Annotated in this window: 16 protein-coding genes and 3 tRNA genes; 13 read left to right on the forward strand and 6 right to left on the reverse strand. The window is 55.1% G+C overall.

Annotated features, from left to right (window positions below):
• Positions 1–92 precede the first annotated feature (92 nt).
• The 10 genes from lgt to recD all read left to right on the forward strand — a co-directional run bounded on the left by lgt (position 93) and on the right by recD (position 15,440).
• A complete protein-coding gene (lgt, locus tag ABGB15_RS04700; RefSeq protein WP_152082091.1) occupies positions 93–968 on the forward strand; it encodes a prolipoprotein diacylglyceryl transferase in 876 nt (291 codons plus the stop codon).
• A gap of 6 nt (positions 969–974) precedes the next feature.
• Positions 975–1,769, forward strand: a complete 795-nt coding sequence (gene thyA, locus ABGB15_RS04705) for a thymidylate synthase (RefSeq protein ID WP_152082090.1) — start codon at positions 975–977, stop codon at positions 1,767–1,769.
• A 184-nt stretch (positions 1,770–1,953) separates the two neighbouring features.
• Positions 1,954–2,418, forward strand: coding sequence for a prepilin peptidase-dependent protein (locus ABGB15_RS04710; RefSeq protein ID WP_215722581.1), 465 nt, complete (start codon positions 1,954–1,956; stop codon positions 2,416–2,418).
• Positions 2,409–2,969 (forward strand): prepilin peptidase-dependent protein, encoded by a 561-nt coding sequence (locus tag ABGB15_RS04715; RefSeq protein ID WP_215722582.1) that lies wholly within the window; start codon positions 2,409–2,411, stop codon positions 2,967–2,969. Before ABGB15_RS04710 ends, ABGB15_RS04715 begins: the two co-directional genes overlap by 10 nt.
• The gene (locus tag ABGB15_RS04720; protein ID WP_215722583.1) at positions 2,966–3,367 is read left to right on the forward strand and encodes a DUF2509 family protein; all 402 of its coding nucleotides are present in this window, start codon (positions 2,966–2,968) and stop codon (positions 3,365–3,367) included. The genes ABGB15_RS04715 and ABGB15_RS04720 overlap by 4 nt, the downstream gene beginning before the upstream one ends.
• On the forward strand, positions 3,352–3,675 hold the full coding sequence (locus ABGB15_RS04725; RefSeq protein WP_152082086.1) for a prepilin-type N-terminal cleavage/methylation domain-containing protein: 324 nt from the start codon (positions 3,352–3,354) through the stop codon (positions 3,673–3,675). The genes ABGB15_RS04720 and ABGB15_RS04725 overlap by 16 nt, the downstream gene beginning before the upstream one ends.
• Before the next feature lie 12 nt (positions 3,676–3,687).
• Positions 3,688–7,062 (forward strand): exodeoxyribonuclease V subunit gamma, encoded by a 3,375-nt coding sequence (recC, locus tag ABGB15_RS04730; protein WP_215722584.1) that lies wholly within the window; start codon positions 3,688–3,690, stop codon positions 7,060–7,062.
• 139 nt (positions 7,063–7,201) lie between these two features.
• Positions 7,202–10,084 (forward strand): pitrilysin, encoded by a 2,883-nt coding sequence (gene ptrA / locus ABGB15_RS04735; RefSeq protein ID WP_215722585.1) that lies wholly within the window; start codon positions 7,202–7,204, stop codon positions 10,082–10,084.
• A complete protein-coding gene (recB, locus tag ABGB15_RS04740) occupies positions 10,081–13,623 on the forward strand; it encodes an exodeoxyribonuclease V subunit beta (RefSeq protein ID WP_369064113.1) in 3,543 nt (1,180 codons plus the stop codon). The genes ptrA and recB overlap by 4 nt, the downstream gene beginning before the upstream one ends.
• A complete protein-coding gene (gene recD, locus ABGB15_RS04745; protein WP_215722587.1) occupies positions 13,620–15,440 on the forward strand; it encodes an exodeoxyribonuclease V subunit alpha in 1,821 nt (606 codons plus the stop codon). The genes recB and recD overlap by 4 nt, the downstream gene beginning before the upstream one ends.
• A 33-nt stretch (positions 15,441–15,473) precedes the next feature.
• Here the strand turns inward: recD and argA are convergent, their stop codons facing one another.
• A complete protein-coding gene (argA, locus tag ABGB15_RS04750) occupies positions 15,474–16,805 on the reverse strand; it encodes an amino-acid N-acetyltransferase (RefSeq protein ID WP_152082081.1) in 1,332 nt (443 codons plus the stop codon).
• Between the two features lie 227 nt (positions 16,806–17,032).
• On the opposite strand from argA, the gene amiC reads away from it, so the two are divergent.
• Positions 17,033–18,286: an N-acetylmuramoyl-L-alanine amidase AmiC gene (gene amiC / locus ABGB15_RS04755; RefSeq protein ID WP_152082080.1), complete on the forward strand. Its 1,254-nt coding sequence runs from the start codon at positions 17,033–17,035 to the stop codon at positions 18,284–18,286.
• A gap of 87 nt (positions 18,287–18,373) precedes the next feature.
• Here the strand turns inward: amiC and ABGB15_RS04760 are convergent.
• The 3 genes from ABGB15_RS04760 to ABGB15_RS04770 form a co-directional block, all read right to left on the reverse strand.
• A tRNA-Met gene (locus ABGB15_RS04760) sits at positions 18,374–18,450 on the reverse strand.
• A 33-nt stretch (positions 18,451–18,483) separates the two neighbouring features.
• Positions 18,484–18,560 (reverse strand) — tRNA-Met (locus ABGB15_RS04765).
• 33 nt (positions 18,561–18,593) lie between these two features.
• Positions 18,594–18,670 (reverse strand) — tRNA-Met (locus ABGB15_RS04770).
• Between the two features lie 208 nt (positions 18,671–18,878).
• On the opposite strand from ABGB15_RS04770, the gene mltA reads away from it, so the two are divergent.
• Positions 18,879–19,976: a murein transglycosylase A gene (mltA, locus tag ABGB15_RS04775; protein WP_152082079.1), complete on the forward strand. Its 1,098-nt coding sequence runs from the start codon at positions 18,879–18,881 to the stop codon at positions 19,974–19,976.
• A gap of 77 nt (positions 19,977–20,053) precedes the next feature.
• Positions 20,054–20,860, forward strand: coding sequence for a tRNA cyclic N6-threonylcarbamoyladenosine(37) synthase TcdA (tcdA, locus tag ABGB15_RS04780; RefSeq protein ID WP_152082078.1), 807 nt, complete (start codon positions 20,054–20,056; stop codon positions 20,858–20,860).
• Here the strand turns inward: tcdA and csdE are convergent.
• Both csdE and csdA read right to left on the reverse strand, forming a co-directional pair.
• Complete coding sequence (gene csdE, locus ABGB15_RS04785) at positions 20,851–21,297, reverse strand: cysteine desulfurase sulfur acceptor subunit CsdE (protein ID WP_215722588.1); 447 nt, start codon at positions 21,295–21,297, stop codon at positions 20,851–20,853. The two genes, tcdA and csdE, sit on opposite strands and share 10 nt — an antisense overlap.
• Entirely contained in the window at positions 21,297–22,502 is a 1,206-nt protein-coding gene (gene csdA, locus ABGB15_RS04790; protein WP_215722630.1) for a cysteine desulfurase CsdA, read from the reverse strand. The genes csdE and csdA overlap by 1 nt, the downstream gene beginning before the upstream one ends.
• Positions 22,503–22,569 lie beyond the last annotated feature (67 nt).

Here is a 22,569-nt window from a genome sequence, read left to right on the forward strand (position 1 = left end):
ATGATTCGCAACTTTGGAGCACCTGCCAATGGCGGGAACGCAATTCTACCGCTGTCCACTTTCAGCGGAATAACAACATCTTGTGGTGACAGATGAACAGTGGTTATCTGCATTTTCCGGAATTCGATCCGGTTATTTTCTCAGTTGGACCTGTAGCGCTTCACTGGTACGGGTTAATGTACCTGGTGGGCTTCGTTTTTGCCATGTGGCTTGCAGGCCGTCGCGCCAGCCGTCCCGGCAGTGGCTGGACGAAGAACGAAGTGGAAAACCTGCTGTATGCGGGCTTCCTCGGCGTGTTCCTGGGCGGCCGTATCGGTTACGTGCTGTTCTACAACTTCCCGGTATTCCTGAGCGATCCACTCTATCTGTTCCGCGTCTGGGACGGCGGCATGTCCTTCCACGGTGGGCTGATTGGCGTGATCCTGGTGATGGTGATCTTTGCCAAACGCACCAAACGTAACTTCTTCCAGGTGGCTGATTTTATTGCACCGCTGATCCCGTTCGGGCTGGGTGCGGGTCGACTGGGCAACTTCATTAACGGTGAGTTGTGGGGGCGTGTCGATCCGAGCGTTTCCTTTACCATGCTATTCCCTGGATCTCGTGCAGAAGATATCGCGCTGCTGCCGTCACACCCGGAATGGCAATCCCTTTTCGACACTTACGGCGTTCTGCCGCGTCACATGTCTCAGCTTTATGAGCTGGCGCTGGAAGGCGTGGTACTGTTTATCATCCTGAATCTGTTTATCCGTAAACCGCGCCCGATGGGGGCTGTTTCTGGCCTGTTCCTGATCGGCTACGGCGCGTTCCGTATCATCGTCGAGTTCTTCCGCCAGCCGGATGCACAGTTTACCGGCGAGTGGGTGCAGTACATCAGTATGGGGCAGATCCTCTCCATCCCGATGATTGTCGCGGGTGCCATTATGATGATTTGGGCGTATCGTCGTCGTCCACAGCAACAACTTTCCTGAGGAATCATGAAACAGTATCTTGAATTGATGAAAAAAGTGCTCGATGAGGGCACGCCGAAAAACGACCGCACCGGCACCGGGACGCTCTCCATTTTTGGCCACCAGATGCGCTTCAATCTGCAAGAAGGCTTTCCTCTGGTGACGACAAAGCGCTGCCATCTGCGCTCGATCATTCATGAACTGCTCTGGTTCCTGCAAGGCGATACCAACGTTGCGTATCTGCATGAAAACAACGTCTCTATCTGGGACGAATGGGCAGATGAAAACGGCAACCTCGGCCCGGTATATGGCAAACAGTGGCGCGCATGGCCAACGCCAGACGGTCGTCATATTGATCAGATCACCACTGTGCTTAACCAACTGAAAAACGACCCGGACTCGCGCCGGATTATCGTTTCCGCCTGGAACGTGGGTGAGCTGGACAAAATGGCGCTGGCACCGTGCCATGCGTTTTTCCAGTTCTACGTGGCGGACGGAAAGCTCTCTTGCCAGCTGTATCAGCGCTCCTGCGATGTGTTCCTCGGCCTGCCGTTTAACATTGCGAGCTACGCACTGCTGGTGCATATGATGGCGCAGCAGTGTGATCTCGATGTGGGTGATTTTGTCTGGACTGGCGGTGATACCCACCTTTACAGCAACCATATGGAACAGACCCATCTTCAGTTGACCCGTGAACCGCGTGCATTACCGAAACTGGTGATTAAACGTAAACCGGAATCCATCTTCGATTACCGCTTTGAAGATTTCGAGATTGAAGGTTACGACCCGCATCCGGGCATCAAAGCGCCTGTCGCGATCTGATACGGCACATCCTGTCACAACCGGTGCTCTTTAGCGCCGGTTTTTTTTCGCCCTCGTTCTGTTTTTCGAGCCTCTATCCAGGGATTATGCAACGTCATGCAACAGGCGATTTTCTCTGGATAACGGCTCGTAAAGTCCTGTTTTAACGCTCGCTGCTTTTCCCGCACTTCGCCACACTCCTGCCATGAACAAAAAGAACGGTTTTACGCTTATCGAAACGCTTGTCGCCATTGCGCTGGTCGTGATCCTCAGTGCCACAGGGCTATATGGCTGGGACAGCTGGCAACGACAACAGAGGTTGTGGCAAACCGCTATGCAGGTGCGTGATTACCTGGTGTTTTTGCGTAACGACGCGAACCGGTATAACCGGGATCACCTAATCACGCTACAACAAGATGGGCTGCAGAGTTGCCTGTCGAGCACGCCAGCCATGGCCTGTGAAAACAGGAGCCCCTTCGTCCTCAGGATGCTCTGGCCGGAGGTCACATTGAGCGAGATAACGCCTTCACTGGGCTTCTACGGCTTAAGGGATACGGCATGGGCTGGAAGGATCGGCCTGCAAAGTCGGGCGGGGAAGTGGTTCGTTATTGTCTCCAGTGGTGGCCGTATCAGGATGTGCAATAGCACAGGAGAAAATTCATGTCGTTGAACCAGCGAGGTTTTTCACTCACTGAGGTGCTTATCGCTATGGCGATAAGCAGTATTTTGTTGTTAAGCACATCGCGGTTTTTACCGGGTTTACAGCAGGCTGTTTTGCTGCAATCTGGCCAACAGGAGCTTGAAGAGGAGGTCTGGCAGCGCCTGTTTGCAATCGGTAAGCAGCTCCAGCGAGCGGGATACTGCGCAGGCGATTGCCAGGGGCAGGGGCTGGTCATTGGCAGGAAAGGAGAGTGCGTGATAGTGCAGTGGGATGCTAACAGTAACGGCTACTGGGACGTCTCTGCGTCCGAAAACGACAGCACGGGATTTCGCCTGGAGTCCGGGGCGCTGGAGGCGCTGCGGGGAGCGACATCCTGCGAAGGCAAAGGGTGGGAAAAACTCACCGACCCGGACAGGCTTGTGATCCAGCAGTTTGTGGTACGTAAAACCGAGCACACAGGTTTCGCGCCAGAGTTGAATATTGAGATAGCTGCCCTTCGCAAAGGACTATTAACCGAACCTTTTTGGGCTGACTACTCGGTCAGGGGATTTAATCTGTGAACCGTCAGAGAGGAATGTCGTCGCTGGCGTTGGTCTTGCTTTTGTTGGTGCTCGGCACGTTGATCCTCACCGGCCTTAACCAGCAGCTTGAAACCTTCAGTACGCTGGTGGGCGGTGAAAGCCTTTCCATTCGACAGCAAGCTGCCATCCAGTCCGCGCTGGAGTGGGGACGCGTTCAACACTGGTCGCTACAGCCAGCGGTTCAGTGCAAAAAGACGACTGCGTGGCGAGTCTGTTTGCGGTTGCTGAATGAGTCGCGCGTTTTGCTGATAGCCGGGGGACACGATCAATTATTGTGGCGCGCAGGAGAAGTTAGCGACGGTCATATACGCTTCTCAGCCCATGGCTGGAGCGATTTCTGCCCGCTTAAGGAAAATTCACTATGCCAGTTGCCCTGAACAGACAAAAAGGATTTAGCATGGTTGAAGTGCTGCTGGCGATGATGCTTCTTGTTGTGGTTGTGACGGCATTATCCGGCTATCACCGCGCACTGGCCTCCCGGTTTGCACTGCTGAATCAGTATCGCCAGCTTTGGCACCATGCCTGGAATTTGTCTCAGCTCTCAACAATTGCGCAACCAGCAGGCTGGCGAGTCAGTCGGGGGCAGACAACGCAGTCCGGATGTGTCAGCATCACGGTTACCATTATTTCTCCTCTGGGGCGGCGCGGCGAGATGTCACAGCTGCATTGCCCGGTTAGCCAGTAGTCGGGAGTGTCTATGTTAAGGGTCTACCACTCAAATCGTCTGGATGTGCTGGAAGCGCTGATGGAATTTATCGTTGAGCAAGAACGGCTTGACGATCCTTTTGAGCCGGAAATGGTGCTGGTACAAAGCACCGGTATGGCGCAGTGGCTGCAAATGTCCCTTTCGCAGAAGTTTGGGATTGCAGCGAACATCGACTTCCCGCTTCCGGCGAGTTTTATCTGGGAGATGTTTGTGCGGGTATTGCCGGATATTCCTGAGCAGAGCGCCTTTAATAAACAGAGCATGAGCTGGAAGCTGATGGCGCTGCTACCGGACATGCTGGCGCACGATGACTTCGCCATGTTACGTCACTACCTCCATGACGATACCGATAAGCGCAAGCTGTTCCAGCTGGCATCGCGCACTGCCGATCTCTACGACCAGTATCTGGTTTATCGCCCGGAATGGCTGACACGCTGGGAAGCCGGCGAGCGGGTTGAAGGATTACCGGAGGCGCAAACCTGGCAGGCCCCACTGTGGAAAGCGCTGGTCGAACATACAGAGGAACTTGGTCAGCCGAAGTGGCACCGTGCCAATCTCTATCAACGCTTTATCTCGATGCTGGAAAATGCCGCCGAACGTCCCGCCCGGCTGCCGTCCAGAGTGTTTATCTGCGGGATTTCGGCGTTACCGCCGGTCTATCTCAATGCACTAAAAGCGTTGGGTAAACATATAGATATCCATATTCTGTTCACCAATCCATGTCGGCACTATTGGGGCGATATTCAGGATGCTCGCTGGCTTTCACGGCTGGTAACCCGGCAGAGGCGACGTCTTTTTGAAGAACGCACCGTACCTCTGTTTAAAGACAGCGCAACGGCCGCGCAGCTTTTTGATGAGGATGGCATTCAGGATCTGCCAAATCCACTGCTCGCCTCCTGGGGCAAACTTGGGCGCGACTATATTCATATGCTCTCTGATATCACATCATCAGGGGAAGGTGATGTGGATGCGTTTGCAGATATTACGCCGGACAGCCTGCTGCATAATATTCAGCTGGATATTCTGAATCTTGAAAACCGCGCTATTGCCGGGATCACTGCCGACGAGTTTGCCCGCAGCGATAAGAAGCGAAAACTGGCACCTGACGACCGCAGCATCACTGTCCACGTTTGCCATAGCCCGCAGCGGGAAGTGGAGATCCTCCATGATCGATTGCTGGCAATGCTTCAGGACGATCCAACCCTGACGCCGCGCGATATTGTGGTGATGGTGGCGGATATCGACAGCTACAGCCCGTTTATTCAGGCCGTTTTTGGGAGCGCAACGGGCGAGCGGTATCTGCCGTACGCTATTTCTGACCGTCGGGCGCGTCAGTCTCACCCGGCGCTGCAGGCATTTCTCAGCCTGCTTTCGTTGCCCGACAGCCGGTTTATCTCTGAGGATGTACTGGCATTGCTGGATGTGCCTGTCCTTGCCGCACGTTTCGATATCAACGAAGAAGGGCTGCGCTACCTTCGTCAGTGGGTTAATGAATCCGGCGTGCGCTGGGGCATAGATGACGATAATGTTCAGGAGTTTGAACTTCCGGCGACGGGCCAGCATACATGGCAGTTTGGCCTGACACGTATGCTGCTGGGCTACGCGATGGAAAGTAACCAGGGCGAGTGGAATGAGGTGCTGCCTTATGATGAATCCAGCGGGCTAATTGCTGAACTGGTCGGCCATTTAGCCTCACTGCTGATGCAGCTTAACCGCTGGAGACGCCAACTGATGCAGCCACGTCCGCTTGAAGAGTGGTTGCCGGTTTGTCGCGAAATGCTCAACGATTTCTTCCTGCCGGACAGCGAAACGGAAGCGGCAATGGCGCTTATTGAAAAACAGTGGCAGGCCATTGTCGAAGAGGGCGTCAGTTCACACTACGCAGAGGCGGTTCCGCTTTCGCTGCTGCGTGATGAGCTGACGCAAAGGCTCGATCAGGAGCGTATCAGTCAGCGTTTTCTTGCTGGTCCAATTAATATCTGCACCCTGATGCCGATGCGTTCGATCCCGTTCAAAGTGGTTTGCCTGCTCGGTATGAACGACGGTGTCTATCCACGGGCGCTACCGCCGCTGGGTTTTGACCTGATGAGTGCTCAGCCAAAGCGGGGGGATCGTAGCCGTCGTGATGATGACCGCTACCTCTTCCTGGAGGCGCTCATTTCAGCGCAAAGTCAGCTGTACATTAGCTATATCGGGCGATCGATTCAGGATAACAGCGAGCGTTTCCCTTCTGTGCTGGTGCAGGAACTGGTGGACTATATCGGGCAGAGCCACTATCTGCCTGGCGATGAAGCGCGAAACTGCGATGAAAGCGAACAGCGAGTTAAGGCACATATTACCTGTTGTCATAGTCGTATGCCGTTTGACCCTGTTAACTTCATTGCGAATGAGCACCAAAGTTACGCCCACGAATGGCTCCCCGCCGCGAAGAAAGAGGGAACGGCGCATTCCGACTTCATTCAGGAGCTTGACGCTCGCCCTCTTCCATCTCTGACCTTCGAGCAGCTTCAGCGCTTCTGGGCGCATCCGGTGAGAGCATTCTTCCAGCAACGATTACAGGTTAACTTCCGCGCGGAAGAGAGCGAAATTCCTGATGCCGAACCGTTTATTCTTGATGGGCTGGAACGCTATAAACTTAATCTCCAGCTTCTGAATGCACTGGTTGAACAGGAAGACGCCGACAAACTCTTTCGCCGCTACCGTGCTGCGGGCCAGTTACCTTATGGTGCATTTGGGGAAATTGTGTGGGATGCCCAGTGTCAGGAGATGAAGGCGCTTGCCGATCGCGTTATAGCGTGCCGACACCCTGGGGAAAGCATCGAAATCGATCTTAACTGCAACGGTGTCCATCTGACAGGCTGGCTGACCCAGGTTCAGCCTGATGGGTTGCTGCGCTGGCGTCCATCGATGCTCAGTGTTTCACAAGGCTTGCAACTCTGGCTCGAACATCTTGTCTACAGTGCTTGCGGTAATGAAGGTGAAAGCCGATTGTTTGTGCGTAAAGACGGTGAATGGCGCTTCCCGCCAGTGGCTACCGATCAGGCGTTGGCATATTTGTCGCTGTACATTGAAGGCTACCGGCAGGGCATGAACAAACCGCTGTTGTTGCTGCCAGAAAGTGGTGGCGCGTGGATAAAAGCCTGTTACGACGCGCAGAATGATGCCATGTTAACGGATGACGCCTCGCTGCAAAAAGCCCGCACTAAGTTTATGCAGGCTTACGAAGGAAACATGATGGTGCGCGGTGAGGGCGAAGATGTCTGGTATCAACGTTTATGGCGAACGCTCGAACCAGAATACTTCGACGCTATTACGGAAGAGGCGCAACGCTACCTGTTACCGTTGTTCAAATTTAATCAGTCCTGAGTGCTGTATAAAAATTGCACAGATTTGGGTGTTCATTTATGATGCATCCCTTATCACGGACTGATGTACCAAAAGAAAGAGATGCTGGCACGTCCAGCACGCACTTTGTTAATGATGTAGCCGTGATAAAGAGGTCGTAATGCCAGGCAGCACCTTGTTCAAAGCGTTTGTTTTGTTTATCGCCCTTTGGGCTCCCGTCACTCAGGCAAATTCCGGTTGGCAACCTGTTCAGGAAACTATCCGTAAGAGCGAAAAAGATACCCGCAAGTATCAGGCTATTCGCCTTGATAACGGAATGACCGTGCTGCTGGTTTCCGATCCGCAGGCGGTGAAATCTCTCTCTGCGCTGGTTGTGCCGGTGGGGTCGCTGGAAGATCCTGACGCCCATCCAGGGCTGGCGCATTATCTTGAACACATGACGCTGATGGGGTCGAAAAAGTATCCGCAGCCGGATAGCCTGTCTGAATACCTGAAAATGCACGGTGGCAGCCACAACGCCAGCACCGCACCGTATCGCACAGCGTTTTACCTCGAAGTGGAAAATGATGCGTTGCAAGGGGCGGTAGACCGTCTGGCGGATGCTATTGCCGCGCCGCTTCTGGATAAAAAATACGCCGATCGCGAGCGTAATGCCGTGAATGCCGAATTAACCATGGCGCGTACCCGAGATGGTATGCGCATGGCGCAGGTCAGTGCTGAAACCATCAACCCCGCGCATCCTGGTTCGCGTTTCTCCGGGGGAAATCTCGAGACGCTGAGCGACAAGCCGAACAGCCCGGTGCTGGATGCCCTGCATGCGTTTCGTGATAAATACTACTCCGCCAACCTGATGAAAGCGGTCATCTACAGCAATAAACCATTGCCAGAACTGGCAGATATGGCTGCGCAGACATTTGGCCGGGTGCCGAATAAAAATATCGGCCTGCCGAAAATTAACGTCCCGGTGGTGACTGACGCACAAAAAGGGATCGTGATCCACTACGTGCCGGCACTGCCGCGCAAAGTGTTACGCGTCGAGTTTCGTATTGATAACAACACGGCGCAGTTCCGCAGTAAAACGGACGAGCTGGTGACCTATCTGATTGGCAACCGTAGCCCAGGCACGCTCTCTGACTGGCTGCAAAAGCAGGGGCTGGTGGAAGGTATTCGTGCTGATTCCGATCCCGTTGTGAACGGTAACAGCGGTGTGCTGGCGATTTCTGCGACCCTGACCGATAAAGGTCTCGCGAACCGTGACGACGTGGTTGCCGCTATTTTCAGCTACCTTTCTCTGCTACGCGAAAAAGGCATCGATAAACGCTATTTTGACGAACTGGCGCATGTGCTGGATCTCGATTTCCGTTACCCGTCAATTACGCGCGATATGGATTACGTTGAATGGCTGGCGGATACCATGATCCGCGTGCCGGTGGCGCACACGCTGGACGCCGTCAATATTGCTGACCAGTATGATGCGGAGGCAGTAAAAGCCCGTCTGGCGATGATGACGCCGCAAAACGCCCGTATCTGGTACATCAGCCCGAACGAGCCGCATAACAAAACTGCCTATTTTGTCGATGCACCTTACCAGGTCGATAAAATCAGCGAACAAACCTTCACAGGCTGGCAGAAAAAGGCCGGAGAGATTGCGCTGCAGATGCCGGAACTGAACCCGTACATTCCGGATGATTTCTCACTGATTAAAACCACGAAGGATTACCCGCACCCGGCGCTGATTGTTGATGAGCCAACACTGCGCGTGGTTTACACCCCAGGCCGCTATTTTACAAGCGAGCCAAAAGCCGATGTCAGCGTGGTTTTGCGTAATCCAAAAGCGATGGACAGCGCTAAAAATCAGGTGATGTTTGCGCTTAATGATTATCTGGCCGGTATTGCGCTGGATCAGCTCAGTAATCAGGCGGCAGTGGGCGGGATTAGCTTCTCGACCAATGCCAATAATGGTCTGATGGTGAATGCAAACGGCTATACCCAGCGTTTGCCACAGCTGTTCCAGGCGCTGCTGGAGGGCTATTTCAGCTATACCCCAACGGACGAGCAGCTTGAGCAGGCCAAATCCTGGTACGCGCAGATGATGGATTCCGCGGAGAAAGGCAAAGCCTACGATCAGGCGATCATGCCTGCGCAGATGCTGTCGCAAATTCCGTACTTCCAGCGTGAAGATCGCCGCGCACTGCTGCCATCCATCTCACTGGAAGATGTACTGGCTTACCGCGAAAAGCTCAAAACCAATACTCGTCCGGAATTCCTTATCGTCGGGAATATGAGCGAGGATGAGGCTAAAACCCTGGCACAAAATGTGCGAACGCAACTGGGCTCAAAAGGTGACGAATGGTGCCGCAACCAGGATGTGCTGGTTGAGAAAAAGCAGAATGTGATTTTCGAAAAAGCGGGGAGCAGTACCGACTCCGCGCTGGCCGCTGTATTTGTCCCAACAGGTTATGACGAATTTTCCAGCTCCGCGCAGAGTGCGGTACTCGGACAAATTATTCAGCCGTGGTTCTATAACCAGCTTCGTACTGAAGAGCAGCTTGGCTACGCGGTCTTTGCGTTTTCGATGAACGTGGGTCGTCAGTGGGGGCTCGGTTTCCTGTTGCAGAGCAGCGACAAGCAGCCAGCGTATCTCTGGCAGCGTTATCAGGCTTTCTTCCCGCAGGCGGAAGCAAAACTGCGAGCCATGAAGCCGGAAGAGTTTGCCCAAATTCAGCAGGCGGTTATCGCCCAGATCATGCAGCCGCCGCAGACTCTGGGTGAAGAAGCCTCGCAACTGAGCAAAGATTTTGATCGCGGTAATATGAAGTTTGATTCGCGTGATAAAGTAGTGGCCGAGATAAAACAGCTGACGCCTCAGAAGGTGGCCGACTTCTTCCATCAGGCGGTGGTAAAACCGCAGGGAATGGCCATTTTGTCTCAGGTTTCCGGCAGCCAGAATGGGAAAGCAGAGTACGTTAACCCGAAAGGCTGGACCGTCTGGAAGAGCGTCAGCGCACTGCAGCAATCTATGCCCTGGAGTAAGAAAGAATGACCGATACCGCTGAGTCCCTTGATCCCTTACGTTTACCGCTACAAGGTGAACGATTGATTGAAGCCTCAGCGGGAACGGGAAAAACCTACACCATTGCCGCGCTCTATCTGCGCCTGCTGCTGGGGCTGGGTGGTAACGCGGCTTTTCCACGCCCGCTAAGCGTGGAGGAGTTGCTGGTGGTTACCTTCACGGAAGCTGCCACCGCCGAGCTACGCGGCCGTATCCGTGCCAATATCCATGAGCTGCGCATCGCCTGTCTGCGCCAGAGTACGGATAATCCTCTCTACGCAAGCCTTCTGGAAGAGATTGCCGATAAGCAACAGGCAGCCCGGTGGCTGTTGTTAGCGGAAAGGCAGATGGACGAGGCGTCAGTCTTCACCATTCATGGTTTTTGTCAGCGTATGCTGAGCCTGAATGCGTTTGAATCCGGCATGCTGTTTGAACAGCAGCTTATTGAAGATGAGTCTGAGCTTCGCTATCAGGCCTGCGCGGATTTCTGGCGTCGTCACTGTTATCCTTTGCAGCGTGATATCGCTGAAGCTGTACATGCGTTGTGGAAAGGGCCGGAAGAGCTTCTGCGCACTATCGATCGCTATCTGCAGGGCGAAGCACCGGTAATAAAGTCCCCGCCGCCAGCCGATGAAACGCTGGCCTCTCGCCATGAAAAGATCGTCGCGCAAATCGCGACCATAAAGCAAAAATGGAATGAGTCAGTCAGCGAGATTGACGCGATCATAGAAAATTCCGGGATCGACAGACGCAAGTTTAACCGTGGCAACCAGGGGAAATGGATCGAAAAGATCAGTGCCTGGGCGCAGGAAGAGACGCGTGGTTATCAGCTCCCGGATGCGCTGGAAAAATTCTCCCAACGCTTTCTGATTGAGCGGACCAAAGCCGATGGCATCGTCCCGGAGCATCCCCTGTTTGTTGCCATTGAGACACTCCTTGCGGAGCCATTAACGCTCAATGACCTGATGATCACCCGAGCCATGGCGGAGATTCGTGAAGCCGTGGCGCGTGAAATGCGTCGCCGGGGCGAGCTTGGGTTTGACGATATGCTAAGCCGCCTGGATGCCGCGCTGTGCAGTGAAAATGGTGAAGCCCTTGCTGCCGCCATTCGAACCCGTTTCCCGGTGGCGATGATTGACGAATTTCAGGATACCGACCCTCAGCAGTACCGCATTTTTCGCCGTATCTGGCGACAGCAGCCGGAGACCGCGCTGTTACTGATTGGTGACCCTAAGCAGGCCATTTACGCTTTCCGCGGCGCAGATATTTTCACCTACATGAAAGCCCGTAGCGAGGTTTCTGCGCACTATACCCTGGAGACTAACTGGCGCTCTTCCCCCGGTATGGTTGAAAGTGTTAATACGCTGTTCAGCCGGATGGATACGGCGTTCATGTTCAGGGAAATTCCTTTCCTGCCGGTGAAATCAGCACCGAAAAATTCTACCCTGCGCTTTGAATACAAGGGGGCGATGCAGCCAGCCATGAATTTCTGGTTGCTGGACGGCGAAGGCTGTGGCGTGGCGGATTATCAAAATGCGATGGCGCAGCATTGTGCTGCACAAATTCGTGACTGGTTAAGCGCAGGTGCTCGCGGTGAGGCGCGTTTGTGGAGAGGGGAGCATGCGAGTCCCGTTAAGGCGTCGGATATCACGGTGCTGGTACGCAGCCGTCAGGAGGCATCGCTGATCCGCGATGCACTGACGTTGCTGAACATTCCTTCAGTCTATCTCTCGAACCGTGACAGCGTATTCGAAACCCTGGAAGCTCAGGAGATGCTGTGGTTGCTCCAGGCCGTACTGTCGCCAGAGCGTGAAAATACGCTTCGCAGCGCACTGGCAAGTTCCATGCTGGGGTTGAACGCGCGCGATATTGATACTCTGAATAACGACGAAACCGCCTGGGATGCGGTGGTGGAAGAGTTTGTCCATTACCGGGAGCGCTGGCAAAAACGCGGTGTGATGGCGATGCTACGCGAATTGATGGCCCAGCGTCATATTGCGGAGAACCTGCTTGCGACATCTGGCGGTGAACGCCGCCTTACTGATATTTTGCATATCAGCGAGCTGTTGCAGGAAGCTGGCACCCAACTGGAGAGTGAACATGCTCTGGTACGCTGGCTGGCGCAGCAAATTGCTGACCCAAACAGCAACGCGTCCAGCCAACAAATGCGTCTGGAAAGCGATAAACATCTGGTGCAAATCGTCACCATCCATAAATCGAAAGGGCTGGAATATCCGCTGGTCTGGCTGCCGTTTATCGCTAATTACCGCGTTCAGGATCAGGCGTTTTATCACGATCGTGAATCTTTCGAAGCGGTCCTCGATCTTAGCAAGGCTGAAACCAGCGTTGAACTGGCGGAAGCAGAACGTCTGGCGGAGGATTTACGTCTGCTGTATGTAGCGCTGACCCGGTCTGTCTGGCACTGCAGCCTGGGTGTCGCACCGCTTTTCCGCCGCCGTGGTGAAAAGTCCGGCGAGACCGATTTTCATTTAAGCGCACTGGGGCGGCTTATCCAGGTTGGTGAGCCAAAAGATGCCGCAGGGCTGCGAGTGTGTCTTGAATCCCTGTGCTGTGAGCATATTGCGCTGCAAATCCCCACGTCACCCGATAACAGCCGCTGGCAGATGCCTGAACAGCGTGAACCGGAACTGCATACCCGTAAGATTGTGCGAACCCTTGTCGATGACTGGCGTGTCACCAGCTATTCAGGCTTACAGCAACACGGCCAGAGTATCGCGCAGGATCTGATGCCAAAACTGGATGTGGATGCCGCAGGCGTGGGGGAGGTTAATGTCGAGCCAACCTTAACGCCTCACCAGTTCCCTCGTGGCGCGTCACCGGGGACATTTTTGCATAGCCTGTTTGAGGAGCTGGATTTCACCCAGCCCGTTTCGGCGGAGTGGGTGCTGAAGATGCTGCAAAGCGGAGGCTATGACGCGCAATGGCAATCGGTGCTGACTGACTGGGTAAATACCATTTTGCAGGTGCCGCTCACGGAGCAGGGCCTCTCCCTCAGCCAGTTGACTGCCAGAGATAAACAGGTGGAGATGGAGTTTTACCTCCCTATCGCCAGCCCGCTCAAGGCGGATGCGCTGGATGCGCTGATACGCGAGTACGATCCGCTATCCGCTGGCTCTCCGCCACTGAACTTCCGTCAGGTTCAGGGGATGTTGAAAGGGTTTATCGACCTGGTGTTCCGCCATGAAGGGCGTTACTACCTGCTGGATTACAAATCGAACTGGCTTGGCGAAAACAGCGAAGCGTATACGCAGCAGGCGATGGCTTCGGCCATGCAAATGCATCGCTACGATCTGCAGTACCAGTTGTATACGCTGGCGCTCCATCGCTACCTGCGCCATCGCATTGCGGATTACCGTTACGACGACCACTTTGGCGGTGTTATCTACCTGTTCCTGCGCGGCGTGGACGCGACGGACGCGCGGTCGGGCATTTTTAGTACGCGCCCGGACGCGGCATTGATTGAAAAGATGGATAACCTGTTTGCCGCAGGTACGGAGGAAGTCGCATGACGATGCAGGAATTATTGCTGGAAGCGGTAGAACAACGCTTGCTGCGTCAACTGGATGTGCAATTCGCCATGATGGTCGCAGGTGAGCATCCCGCCGTCATGCTCGCGGCTGCCATCCTCAGTAAAGATGCGGGCGAGGGGCATGTCTGCCTGCCGCTTTCGCGCCTGGAGGTTGATGAGAAAACGCCTCCGGTGCTGCAATCCTGTTTTTCCTTGCTTGGTGAACGGGTGGACTGGCAGGACGTACTTTTGAATTCAACTGCCGTGAGCGGCGGAGAGAGACAAACACCCATAATATTTATCGGCGATCGTTTATACCTTAACCGCCTGTGGCGCAACGAGCTGACTGTTGCTCGTTTCTTCTGCGAGTCAAATGCGCCTCTTCCCTGCGATGAAGCGCAACTCCGGAAAACGCTGGATGCCTTGTTTACTTCTGACGAGGCTACCGACTGGCAGAAAGTGGCGGCAGCCGTCGCCTTAACGCGGCGGATTTCGGTGATTTCCGGAGGGCCGGGAACCGGAAAAACAACCACCGTGGCGAAGCTGCTTGCTGCGCTGATCCAGCTTGCGGGTGAGCAAAAGTGTCGTATTCGCCTGGCTGCACCTACGGGCAAGGCTGCGGCGCGACTGACGGAATCGTTAGGCGGCGCACTGCAAAAATTGCCGCTCACTGAGGATCAGCTTGCACTGTTTCCTGACGAGGCCAGTACATTACACCGCTTGCTCGGTGCACAGCCGGGAAGCCAGCGGCTGCGCTACCATGCCGGAAACCCGCTGCATCTGGATGTGCTGGTGGTGGATGAAGCCTCTATGATTGACCTGACTATGATGTCACGGTTGATTGATGCCCTGCCTCCTCATGCGCGCGTTATTTTCCTGGGCGATCGCGATCAGCTCGCCTCCGTTGAAGCCGGAGCGGTACTGGGTGATATTTGCACCTATGCCAGCTTTGGCTATACGGCTTCGCGCGCTCAGGAACTGGCGCGTCTGACCGGCTGCGCGCTTGAAGGGGATAGCTCCCCGCTGGCAAGCGCGCTGCGCGATAGCCTGTGTCTGCTGCAAAAAAGTTACCGCTTCGGCAGTGATTCCGGCATTGGTCAACTGGCGGCGGCGGTAAATCGGGGCGATCGGCATACCACGCGCGCTGTCTTTGACGGTACGTTTACGGATATCGAGAAAAAATCCCTGCAGAGTGGGGAAGAGTATCAGGCCATGCTTGAGGATGCCCGGCAGGGCTACCAGCATTTCCTGGCCTGCGTACAGCAGAAAAGCACGCCAGAAGAGGTCATCGCCGCGTTTGCTGAATACCAGTTGCTGTGCGCCTTGAGAGAAGGGCCATTCGGCGTAACGGGGCTTAACGAGAGGCTGGAACAACTGCTGGCGCAGAAGCGCAAAATTACCCGCTTGCCGCACTCGCGCTGGTATGAGGGGCGGCCAGTGATGATCTCCCGTAATGATAGTGCGCTGGGCCTGTTTAACGGTGATATCGGCATTGCGCTCGACCGCGGACAAGGGCTGCGCGTCTGGTTCCAGATGCCGGACGGTAGCGTGAAGTCGGTGCAGCCCAGCCGCCTGCCTGAACATGAAACCGCGTGGGCGATGACGGTTCATAAATCGCAGGGGTCTGAGTTCAACCATGCGGCGCTGATCCTGCCAACGCAGCTGTCGCCGGTGGTTACACGCGAATTGATTTACACCGCCATTACCCGCGCGCGTCAGCGTTTGTCTCTTTATGCCGATGACCGCGTGCTGGTACAGGCGATAGCCACCCGCACAGAACGCCGGAGCGGTTTAAGCGCGATATTCGAGTCTGTGTAATCAAAGCCCTCGCCGGACGGAGAGGGCGTTATATTACCCCAGGTCGGCCATCAGTACCTTTGACCGGCGCTGGTAGTTGTACATCTCTTTCTTACTTTCCGGCAGGGAATCAATATCTACCGGCGTAAAGCCGCGCTCCTGGAACCAGTGAATGCTGCGTGTCGTCAGGACAAACAGCTTACTGAGTCCAATCTGGCGCGCCTGGGCCGCCACCCGCTCCAGCAACATTTCGCCCCGCGATGAGCTGCGATAGTCCGGATGCACCGCCACGCAGGCCATTTCGCCGATCTTCTCTTCCGGGAACGGGTAGAGCGCAGCGCAGGCAATGGTCAGGTTATCGCGCTGGATAATGGTGAATTTGTCGATCTCCATCTCCAGCTGTTCGCGGGAGCGACGAACCAGAATCCCCTGTTGCTCCAGCGGGCGGATCAGCTCCAGGATACCGCCGATATCATTGATGGTAGCGCGACGGATCTGCTCGGCACTCTCCATCACGATCTGCGTCCCGATACCATCGCGGGAGAACAGTTCCTGCAGCAGGGCTCCGTCTTCCTGATAGCTAATCAGGTGGCTACGCCGCACACCGCTACGGCAGGCTTTTACTGCGCCACGCAAAAAACGCACGGTGCCGGAGTGATAATCCCCCTCGGCTTCCAGCGCTTCCACGCGGGCCTGGGCTTCGTTAGGGAAAAGCTCCGGCACAATCACCCCTTCATCGTTTACGACGCCCTGCGAGGAGCAAAACCCAATCATTTTTTCCGCCTTCAGTTTGATGGCCAGCTGGGTGGCGATCTCTTCAGACGTCAGGTTAAAACTTTCACCCGTCACGGATACCGCCACGGGCCCCATCAGCACGATGGCACCGCTGTCCAGCTGGCGATGAATGGCGTCTTCATCGATGCGGCGAATGCGACCGCTGTGGCAATAATCCACACCGTCGTCCACGCCAAGAGGCTGAGCGATGATGAAGTTGCCGCTCACCACGTTGATATGCGCGCCCTGCAGCGGCGTATTGTTCAGGCTCATCGACAGGCGCGCAGTGATATCCAGCTGCAACAGCCCCGCAGCCTGCTTAACCAGTTCCAGCGTTTTGGCATCGGTTACGCGGGTGTGCTTGTGGTAAATCGGCTCATGGTGGTGTGCCGCCAGGTTGGCGTCAATCTGTGGACGTGCACCATACACCACAACCAGCCGGATACCGAGGCTGTGCAGCAGGCCAATATCATTGACGATGCTGGAAAAGTTTTCATGCTCAATGGCTTCGCCGCCAAGCATGATGACAAACGTTTTTCCCCGATGGGCGTTGATATAGGGAACAGAATGGCGGAATCCCTGGACCAGTTCGGTTCTACGTTCCTTCACCATGGCACAACCCTTAATGAATGTTTATTCGTAATTTATGTATTTTTATTCGATTGTGGCCGTGCGCGCAAGCCTAAATTTTCTGCGACCCACAGAAATGAATAAGTAATCCGTGCGTTAGCACAGGAATGTTTACCCTTTTATAGATGACAGTTTATGCGTCATTCGTTAAAGTTTTCGGTCAATTTGGACGTTTTGTTTATTAATGAGATTTCTTGCTCGGGAGAAGCATGTCGGGAGCCAATTCAGCAATAAGCCGCCGCCGCTTGTTAAAAGGGGCCGGGGCGATGTGGTTGCTTAGCGTCAGCCAGGTGGGTCTTGCCGCCACAAGTCAGGTCGTGGCGGTGCGCGTCTGGCCGTCGTCGACCTATACGCGCGTGACGGTAGAATCCAATCGCGTGCTGAAATATAAGCAATTTGCCCTCAGCAACCCTGAGCGTGTCGTGGTGGATCTCGAAGGCGTAAACCTGAACTCCGTGCTGAAAGGAATGGCGGCGCAGATCCGTGGCGACGATCCGTTTATTAAGTCGGCGCGTGTCGGGCAGTTTGATCCTCAAACCGTGCGCATGGTATTTGAGCTAAAACAGAACGTTAAACCGCAACTGTTTGCGCTTGCGCCTGTTGCGGCCTTTAAAGAACGCCTGGTGATGGATCTCTATCCGGCCAATGCGACTGACATTCAGGACCCGCTGCTGGCGTTGCTGGAGGACTACAACAAAGGCGATCTCCAGCGTCAGGTTCCCCCGGCGCAAAGCGGTCCACAGCCGGGAAAAGCCGGGCGCGATCGACCGATTGTGATCATGCTCGATCCTGGTCACGGCGGGGAGGACTCCGGTGCTGTCGGCAAATATCACACGCGGGAAAAAGATGTGGTGCTGCAAATTGCGCGCCGCCTGAAGGCCTTAATCGACAAAGAAGGCAATATGCGTGCCTACATGACGCGCAACGAAGATGTCTTTATTCCGCTGAAAGTCCGCGTGGCGAAAGCACAAAAGCAGCGCGCAGACCTGTTCGTCTCTATTCATGCGGATGCGTTTACCAGCCGTCAGCCGAGCGGCTCGTCGGTGTTTGCACTGTCAACGAAAGGGGCGACCAGTACCGCAGCGAGATATCTGGCGGACACGCAGAACGCCTCTGACTTGATCGGTGGCGTGAGTAAAAGCGGCGATCGTTATGTCGATCACACCATGTTTGATATGGTGCAATCACTGACCATCACCGATAGCCTGAAGTTTGGTAAAGCGGTGCTCGGTAAGCTGGGCAATATCAACAAGTTGCATAAAAACAGCGTAGAACAGGCCGGCTTCGCGGTACTGAAAGCGCCGGATATCCCGTCGATTCTGGTCGAAACCGCGTTTATCAGTAACGTGGAAGAGGAGCGTAAGCTCAAGACAGCGAAATTCCAGCAGGAAGTGGCCGAGTCGATTCTGGCAGGGATACGGGCGTATTTCTCGGACGGGGCGACGCTGGCGCGACGCGGGTAGTTTCTTAAGCCGGGTAAACGCCCGGCAAATTCACAAACCGCAGATACAAAAAAACACCCTTAAGGGTGTTTATTGTTTAAGAAGTATTGGTTGCGGGGGCCGGATTTGAACCGACGACCTTCGGGTTATGAGCCCGACGAGCTACCAGGCTGCTCCACCCCGCGTCACCGTACTGCTTTTACTTCATCACATTGTGTTGGTTGCGGGGGCCGGATTTGAACCGACGACCTTCGGGTTATGAGCCCGACGAGCTACCAGGCTGCTCCACCCCGCGTCACCGTACTGCTTGTACTTCATCACATTGTATTGGTTGCGGGGGCCGGATTTGAACCGACGACCTTCGGGTTATGAGCCCGACGAGCTACCAGGCTGCTCCACCCCGCGTCCGTGGAAGCGCACTATACTCGGATAGGTTTGTGATGCAACCCCTTTTTCACATAATTCATTATTTTGTATGTAAATTGAACGGCATTGCGACGTTTGGACTATTTTTTGCGCAAAATTTGCCAAAGGGCATGTGATTGCATTTCATTAAAACGGGCGGTTTGTTATCTTCATCACGCGGAAATGGGCAACTAAAAGACGAGACATAATGAAAGGACGTTGGGCGAAGTATCTGATGACGGGCGCAATGGTAGCCATTCTTGCGGCCTGCTCTTCTAAACCGACCGATCGTGGTCAACAGTATAAAGACGGGAAATTATCCCAGCCTTTCTCTTTAGTTAACCAGCCCGATGCCGTCGGCGCACCGATTAACGCCGGAGATTTTTCCGAACAGGTCTACCAGATCCGCAATGCGTCGCCGCGCCTCTATGGCTCACAGAGCAACATTTATAGTGCGGTACAGGACTGGCTGCGCGCGGGCGGTGATACGCGCAATATGCGCCAGTTTGGTATCGACGCCTGGCAGATGGAAGGGGCGGATAACTACGGTAACGTCCAGTTCACCGGCTATTACACGCCGGTTATTCAGGCGCGCCACACGCGTCAGGGGGAGTTTCAGTATCCCATCTATCGTATGCCGCCAAAACGTGGCCGTTTGCCGTCTCGTGCCGAGATCTACGCCGGTGCGCTTAGCGAAAACTATGTCCTGGCCTACAGTAACTCTTTGATGGATAACTTCATCATGGACGTTCAGGGCAGCGGTTATATTGATTTTGGTGATGGTTCCCCGCTTAACTTCTTCAGCTACTCCGGTAAAAACGGCCATGCCTACCGCAGTATCGGGAAAGTGCTGATCGACCGTGGTGAAGTGAAGAAAGAAGATATGTCGATGCAGGCGATCCGCGAGTGGGGCGAAAAGCACAGCGAAGCCGAAGTGCGTGAGCTGCTGGAGCAGAACCCGTCGTTCGTCTTCTTTAAACCGCAAAACTTTGCGCCGGTGAAAGGGGCGAGTGCGGTGCCGCTGATTGGCCGCGCGTCTGTCGCGTCGGATCGCTCTATTATTCCGGCGGGCACCACACTGCTGGCGGAAGTTCCTCTGCTGGACAACAACGGCAAATTCAACGGCCAGTATGAGCTGCGTCTGATGGTTGCGCTGGATGTGGGGGGCGCGATTAAAGGCCAGCACTTCGATATTTATCAGGGCATCGGCCCGGATGCGGGCCACCGTGCGGGCTGGTATAACCACTACGGGCGCGTCTGGGTGCTGAAAGCCGCCCCAGGTGCCGGAAACGTATTCAGCGGTTGATTGTGGTATTCTGAGCAGTATAAAGATAACTGAGCAGGGGTGAGGATTAACCTCACCCTTTTTACATTTGAGGTTCTATGTCTGTGGTAATCAGCGATGCCTGGCGTCAGCGTTTTGGCGGCACGGCACGTTTATATGGTGAAAAAGCCCTGCAGCTGTTTGCGGATGCGCATGTCTGCGTTGTGGGCATCGGGGGCGTTGGCTCCTGGGCGGCGGAAGCGCTGGCGAGAACCGGTATTGGCGCGATCACGCTGATTGATATGGATGACGTCTGCGTGACCAACACCAACCGCCAAATTCACGCCCTGCGGGATAGCGTCGGGCTGGCGAAATCCGAGGTGATGGCGGAGCGTATTCGCCTGATAAACCCGGAGTGCCGCGTCACGGTGATTGATGACTTTGTAACGGCAGATAACGTTGCAGAGTACATGAGCAAAGGCTACAGCTATGTGATTGACGCCATTGACAGCGTGCGTCCAAAAGCGGCGTTAATCGCATATTGTCGCCGTTATAAGGTTCCACTGGTCACCACTGGTGGGGCGGGCGGGCAAATCGATCCGACGCAGATCCAGGTGGCCGATCTGGCGAAAACCATTCAGGACCCGCTGGCCGCCAAGCTGCGCGAACGGCTAAAAAATGACTTCAACGTGGTGAAAAACAGTAAAGGCAAGCTGGGCGTGGACTGCGTATTCTCTACTGAAGCGCTGGTCTACCCGCAGGCAGACGGTTCGGTGTGTGCAATGAAAAGCACGGCGGAAGGGCCAAAAAGAATGGATTGCGCCTCCGGTTTCGGAGCGGCCACTATGGTGACCGCGTCCTTCGGTTTTGTGGCGGTGTCTCACGCCCTGAAGAAGATGATGGCGAAGGCGGAACGTCAGGCCTGAGCCTGACGCGCCGCGTCCAGTACGGCCTCGCTGAGCGCGATCAATCCCTGACCGCGCGAGGCGCTCAGCTGTGCGCGGAGCCCAAGCTCATCAAACAGCGCCAGCGGCGAGTGCGCCAACAGTTCTGCGGCGCTTTTACCCTCCACGGCGGTTAACAGCACCGCCAGCAGGCCACGCACAATCCGCCCTTCGCTGTCGCCAAAGAAATGCAGCTTCTCACCGGAGACGCTAAACCCAAGCCAGACGCGATTCTCGCAGCCCGCGATCTCTTTTGCCTGAGCTTTAAGATCGTCTGACAGGGCAGGCAATTGCTTGCCGAGTAAAATCAACTGACGGTATTTATCTTCCCATTGACTCAAAGGGCCGAAGGTCTGTTTTAACGTCTCTTCCGTAATAACGGTGCCGAAAGGGTGTCCGGCTAACGCTGAACTCGTCATTAATCCACCAGTAATTCAAGGGCGCGGTCAACAGCGGCAACCAGCGCGTCAACGTCGCTTTTCGTATTGTACGGCGCAAATGAAGCACGCAGCGTACCGCTTACGCCCAGGGCTGCCAGCAACGGCTGGGCACAGTGTTGTCCGGCACGCAGGGCGATACCGTATTCGGCGAGGAGTGTCACCATATCGCTATGATGAACGCCTGCAAAATCAAAGGCTAACAGGCTGGAATCCTGCACCCGGAATGAACGAAAACCAGGGCGTTTTCTGAGTTCTTCCTCTGCCAGCGTTGCCAGACCCCGGCTCCAGCTTTCGGCCTGAACAATGTCTGTCTCAGCCAGCCACTCCAGCGCAGCGCTAAGGCCGATTACGCCCGCCACGTTCGGCGTGCCCGCTTCCAGACGGTAGGGCACGTCCTGGGTTTTGAAACCGTCGAAGGTCACTTCGGTGATCATTTTGCCGCCACCCAGCCACGGCGTCATTTTTGCCAGCAGTTCCGGCTTACCGTACAGCGCCCCGATGCCGGTTGGCCCGTACAGTTTGTGCCCTGAGAAAGCGTAGAAATCGATATCCAGCTTCTGCACATCTGCCGGGAAATGCACGACTCCCTGCGCACCGTCGACCATCACCACCATGCCGCTGGCATGGGCGATATCAATGGCGCGGGCCAGATCCGGGCAGCCTCCGGTCACGTTGGACATCTGCCCCAGCGCCAGAATACGGCTGCGGGGCGTAATCAGTTCAGGTAATCGCGCCACGTCTGGCAGGCAGTCTGCCGCCAGCGGCAGTTTGATGATGCGAGCCCCCGTTTGCCCGGCAACCATCAGCCAGGGCACCAGGTTAGCGTGGTGTTCGGCCTCACTCACGATGATTTCATCACCCGGCTGCAAGAGCGGTCGTGCATAGCACTGAGCCACCATATTGATAGCCTCGGTGGTGCCCCGCGTCCAGACGATATTTTTCCCGCTTTCGGCATTGATCAGGCGTGCAACCTGATCGCGTGCGGCTTCGTAGCGTGCGGTCAGGCGTTGCGCCTCGGCAAACTGGCTGCGATGCACATTGCCTGCACTCAGGCTGTAAAACTGTTGCGTTGCCTCGATGACCGCCTGTGGTTTTAATGCCGTGGCGGCGCTGTCAAGGTATATACCGGCATCAGCCAGCGCCGGAAACTGTGCGCGAAACTGCGCAGGACTGAAAGCGTTCATGGAATTCCTCATGTCGATAGAGAGATCGTCGCGCAATTTCAGCGGCAGGGCAAGGAAGTTGATATCT

The organism is Enterobacter sp. MALB-1 (assembly GCF_041021625.1).
Classification (GTDB): domain Bacteria; phylum Pseudomonadota; class Gammaproteobacteria; order Enterobacterales; family Enterobacteriaceae; genus Enterobacter; species Enterobacter oligotrophicus.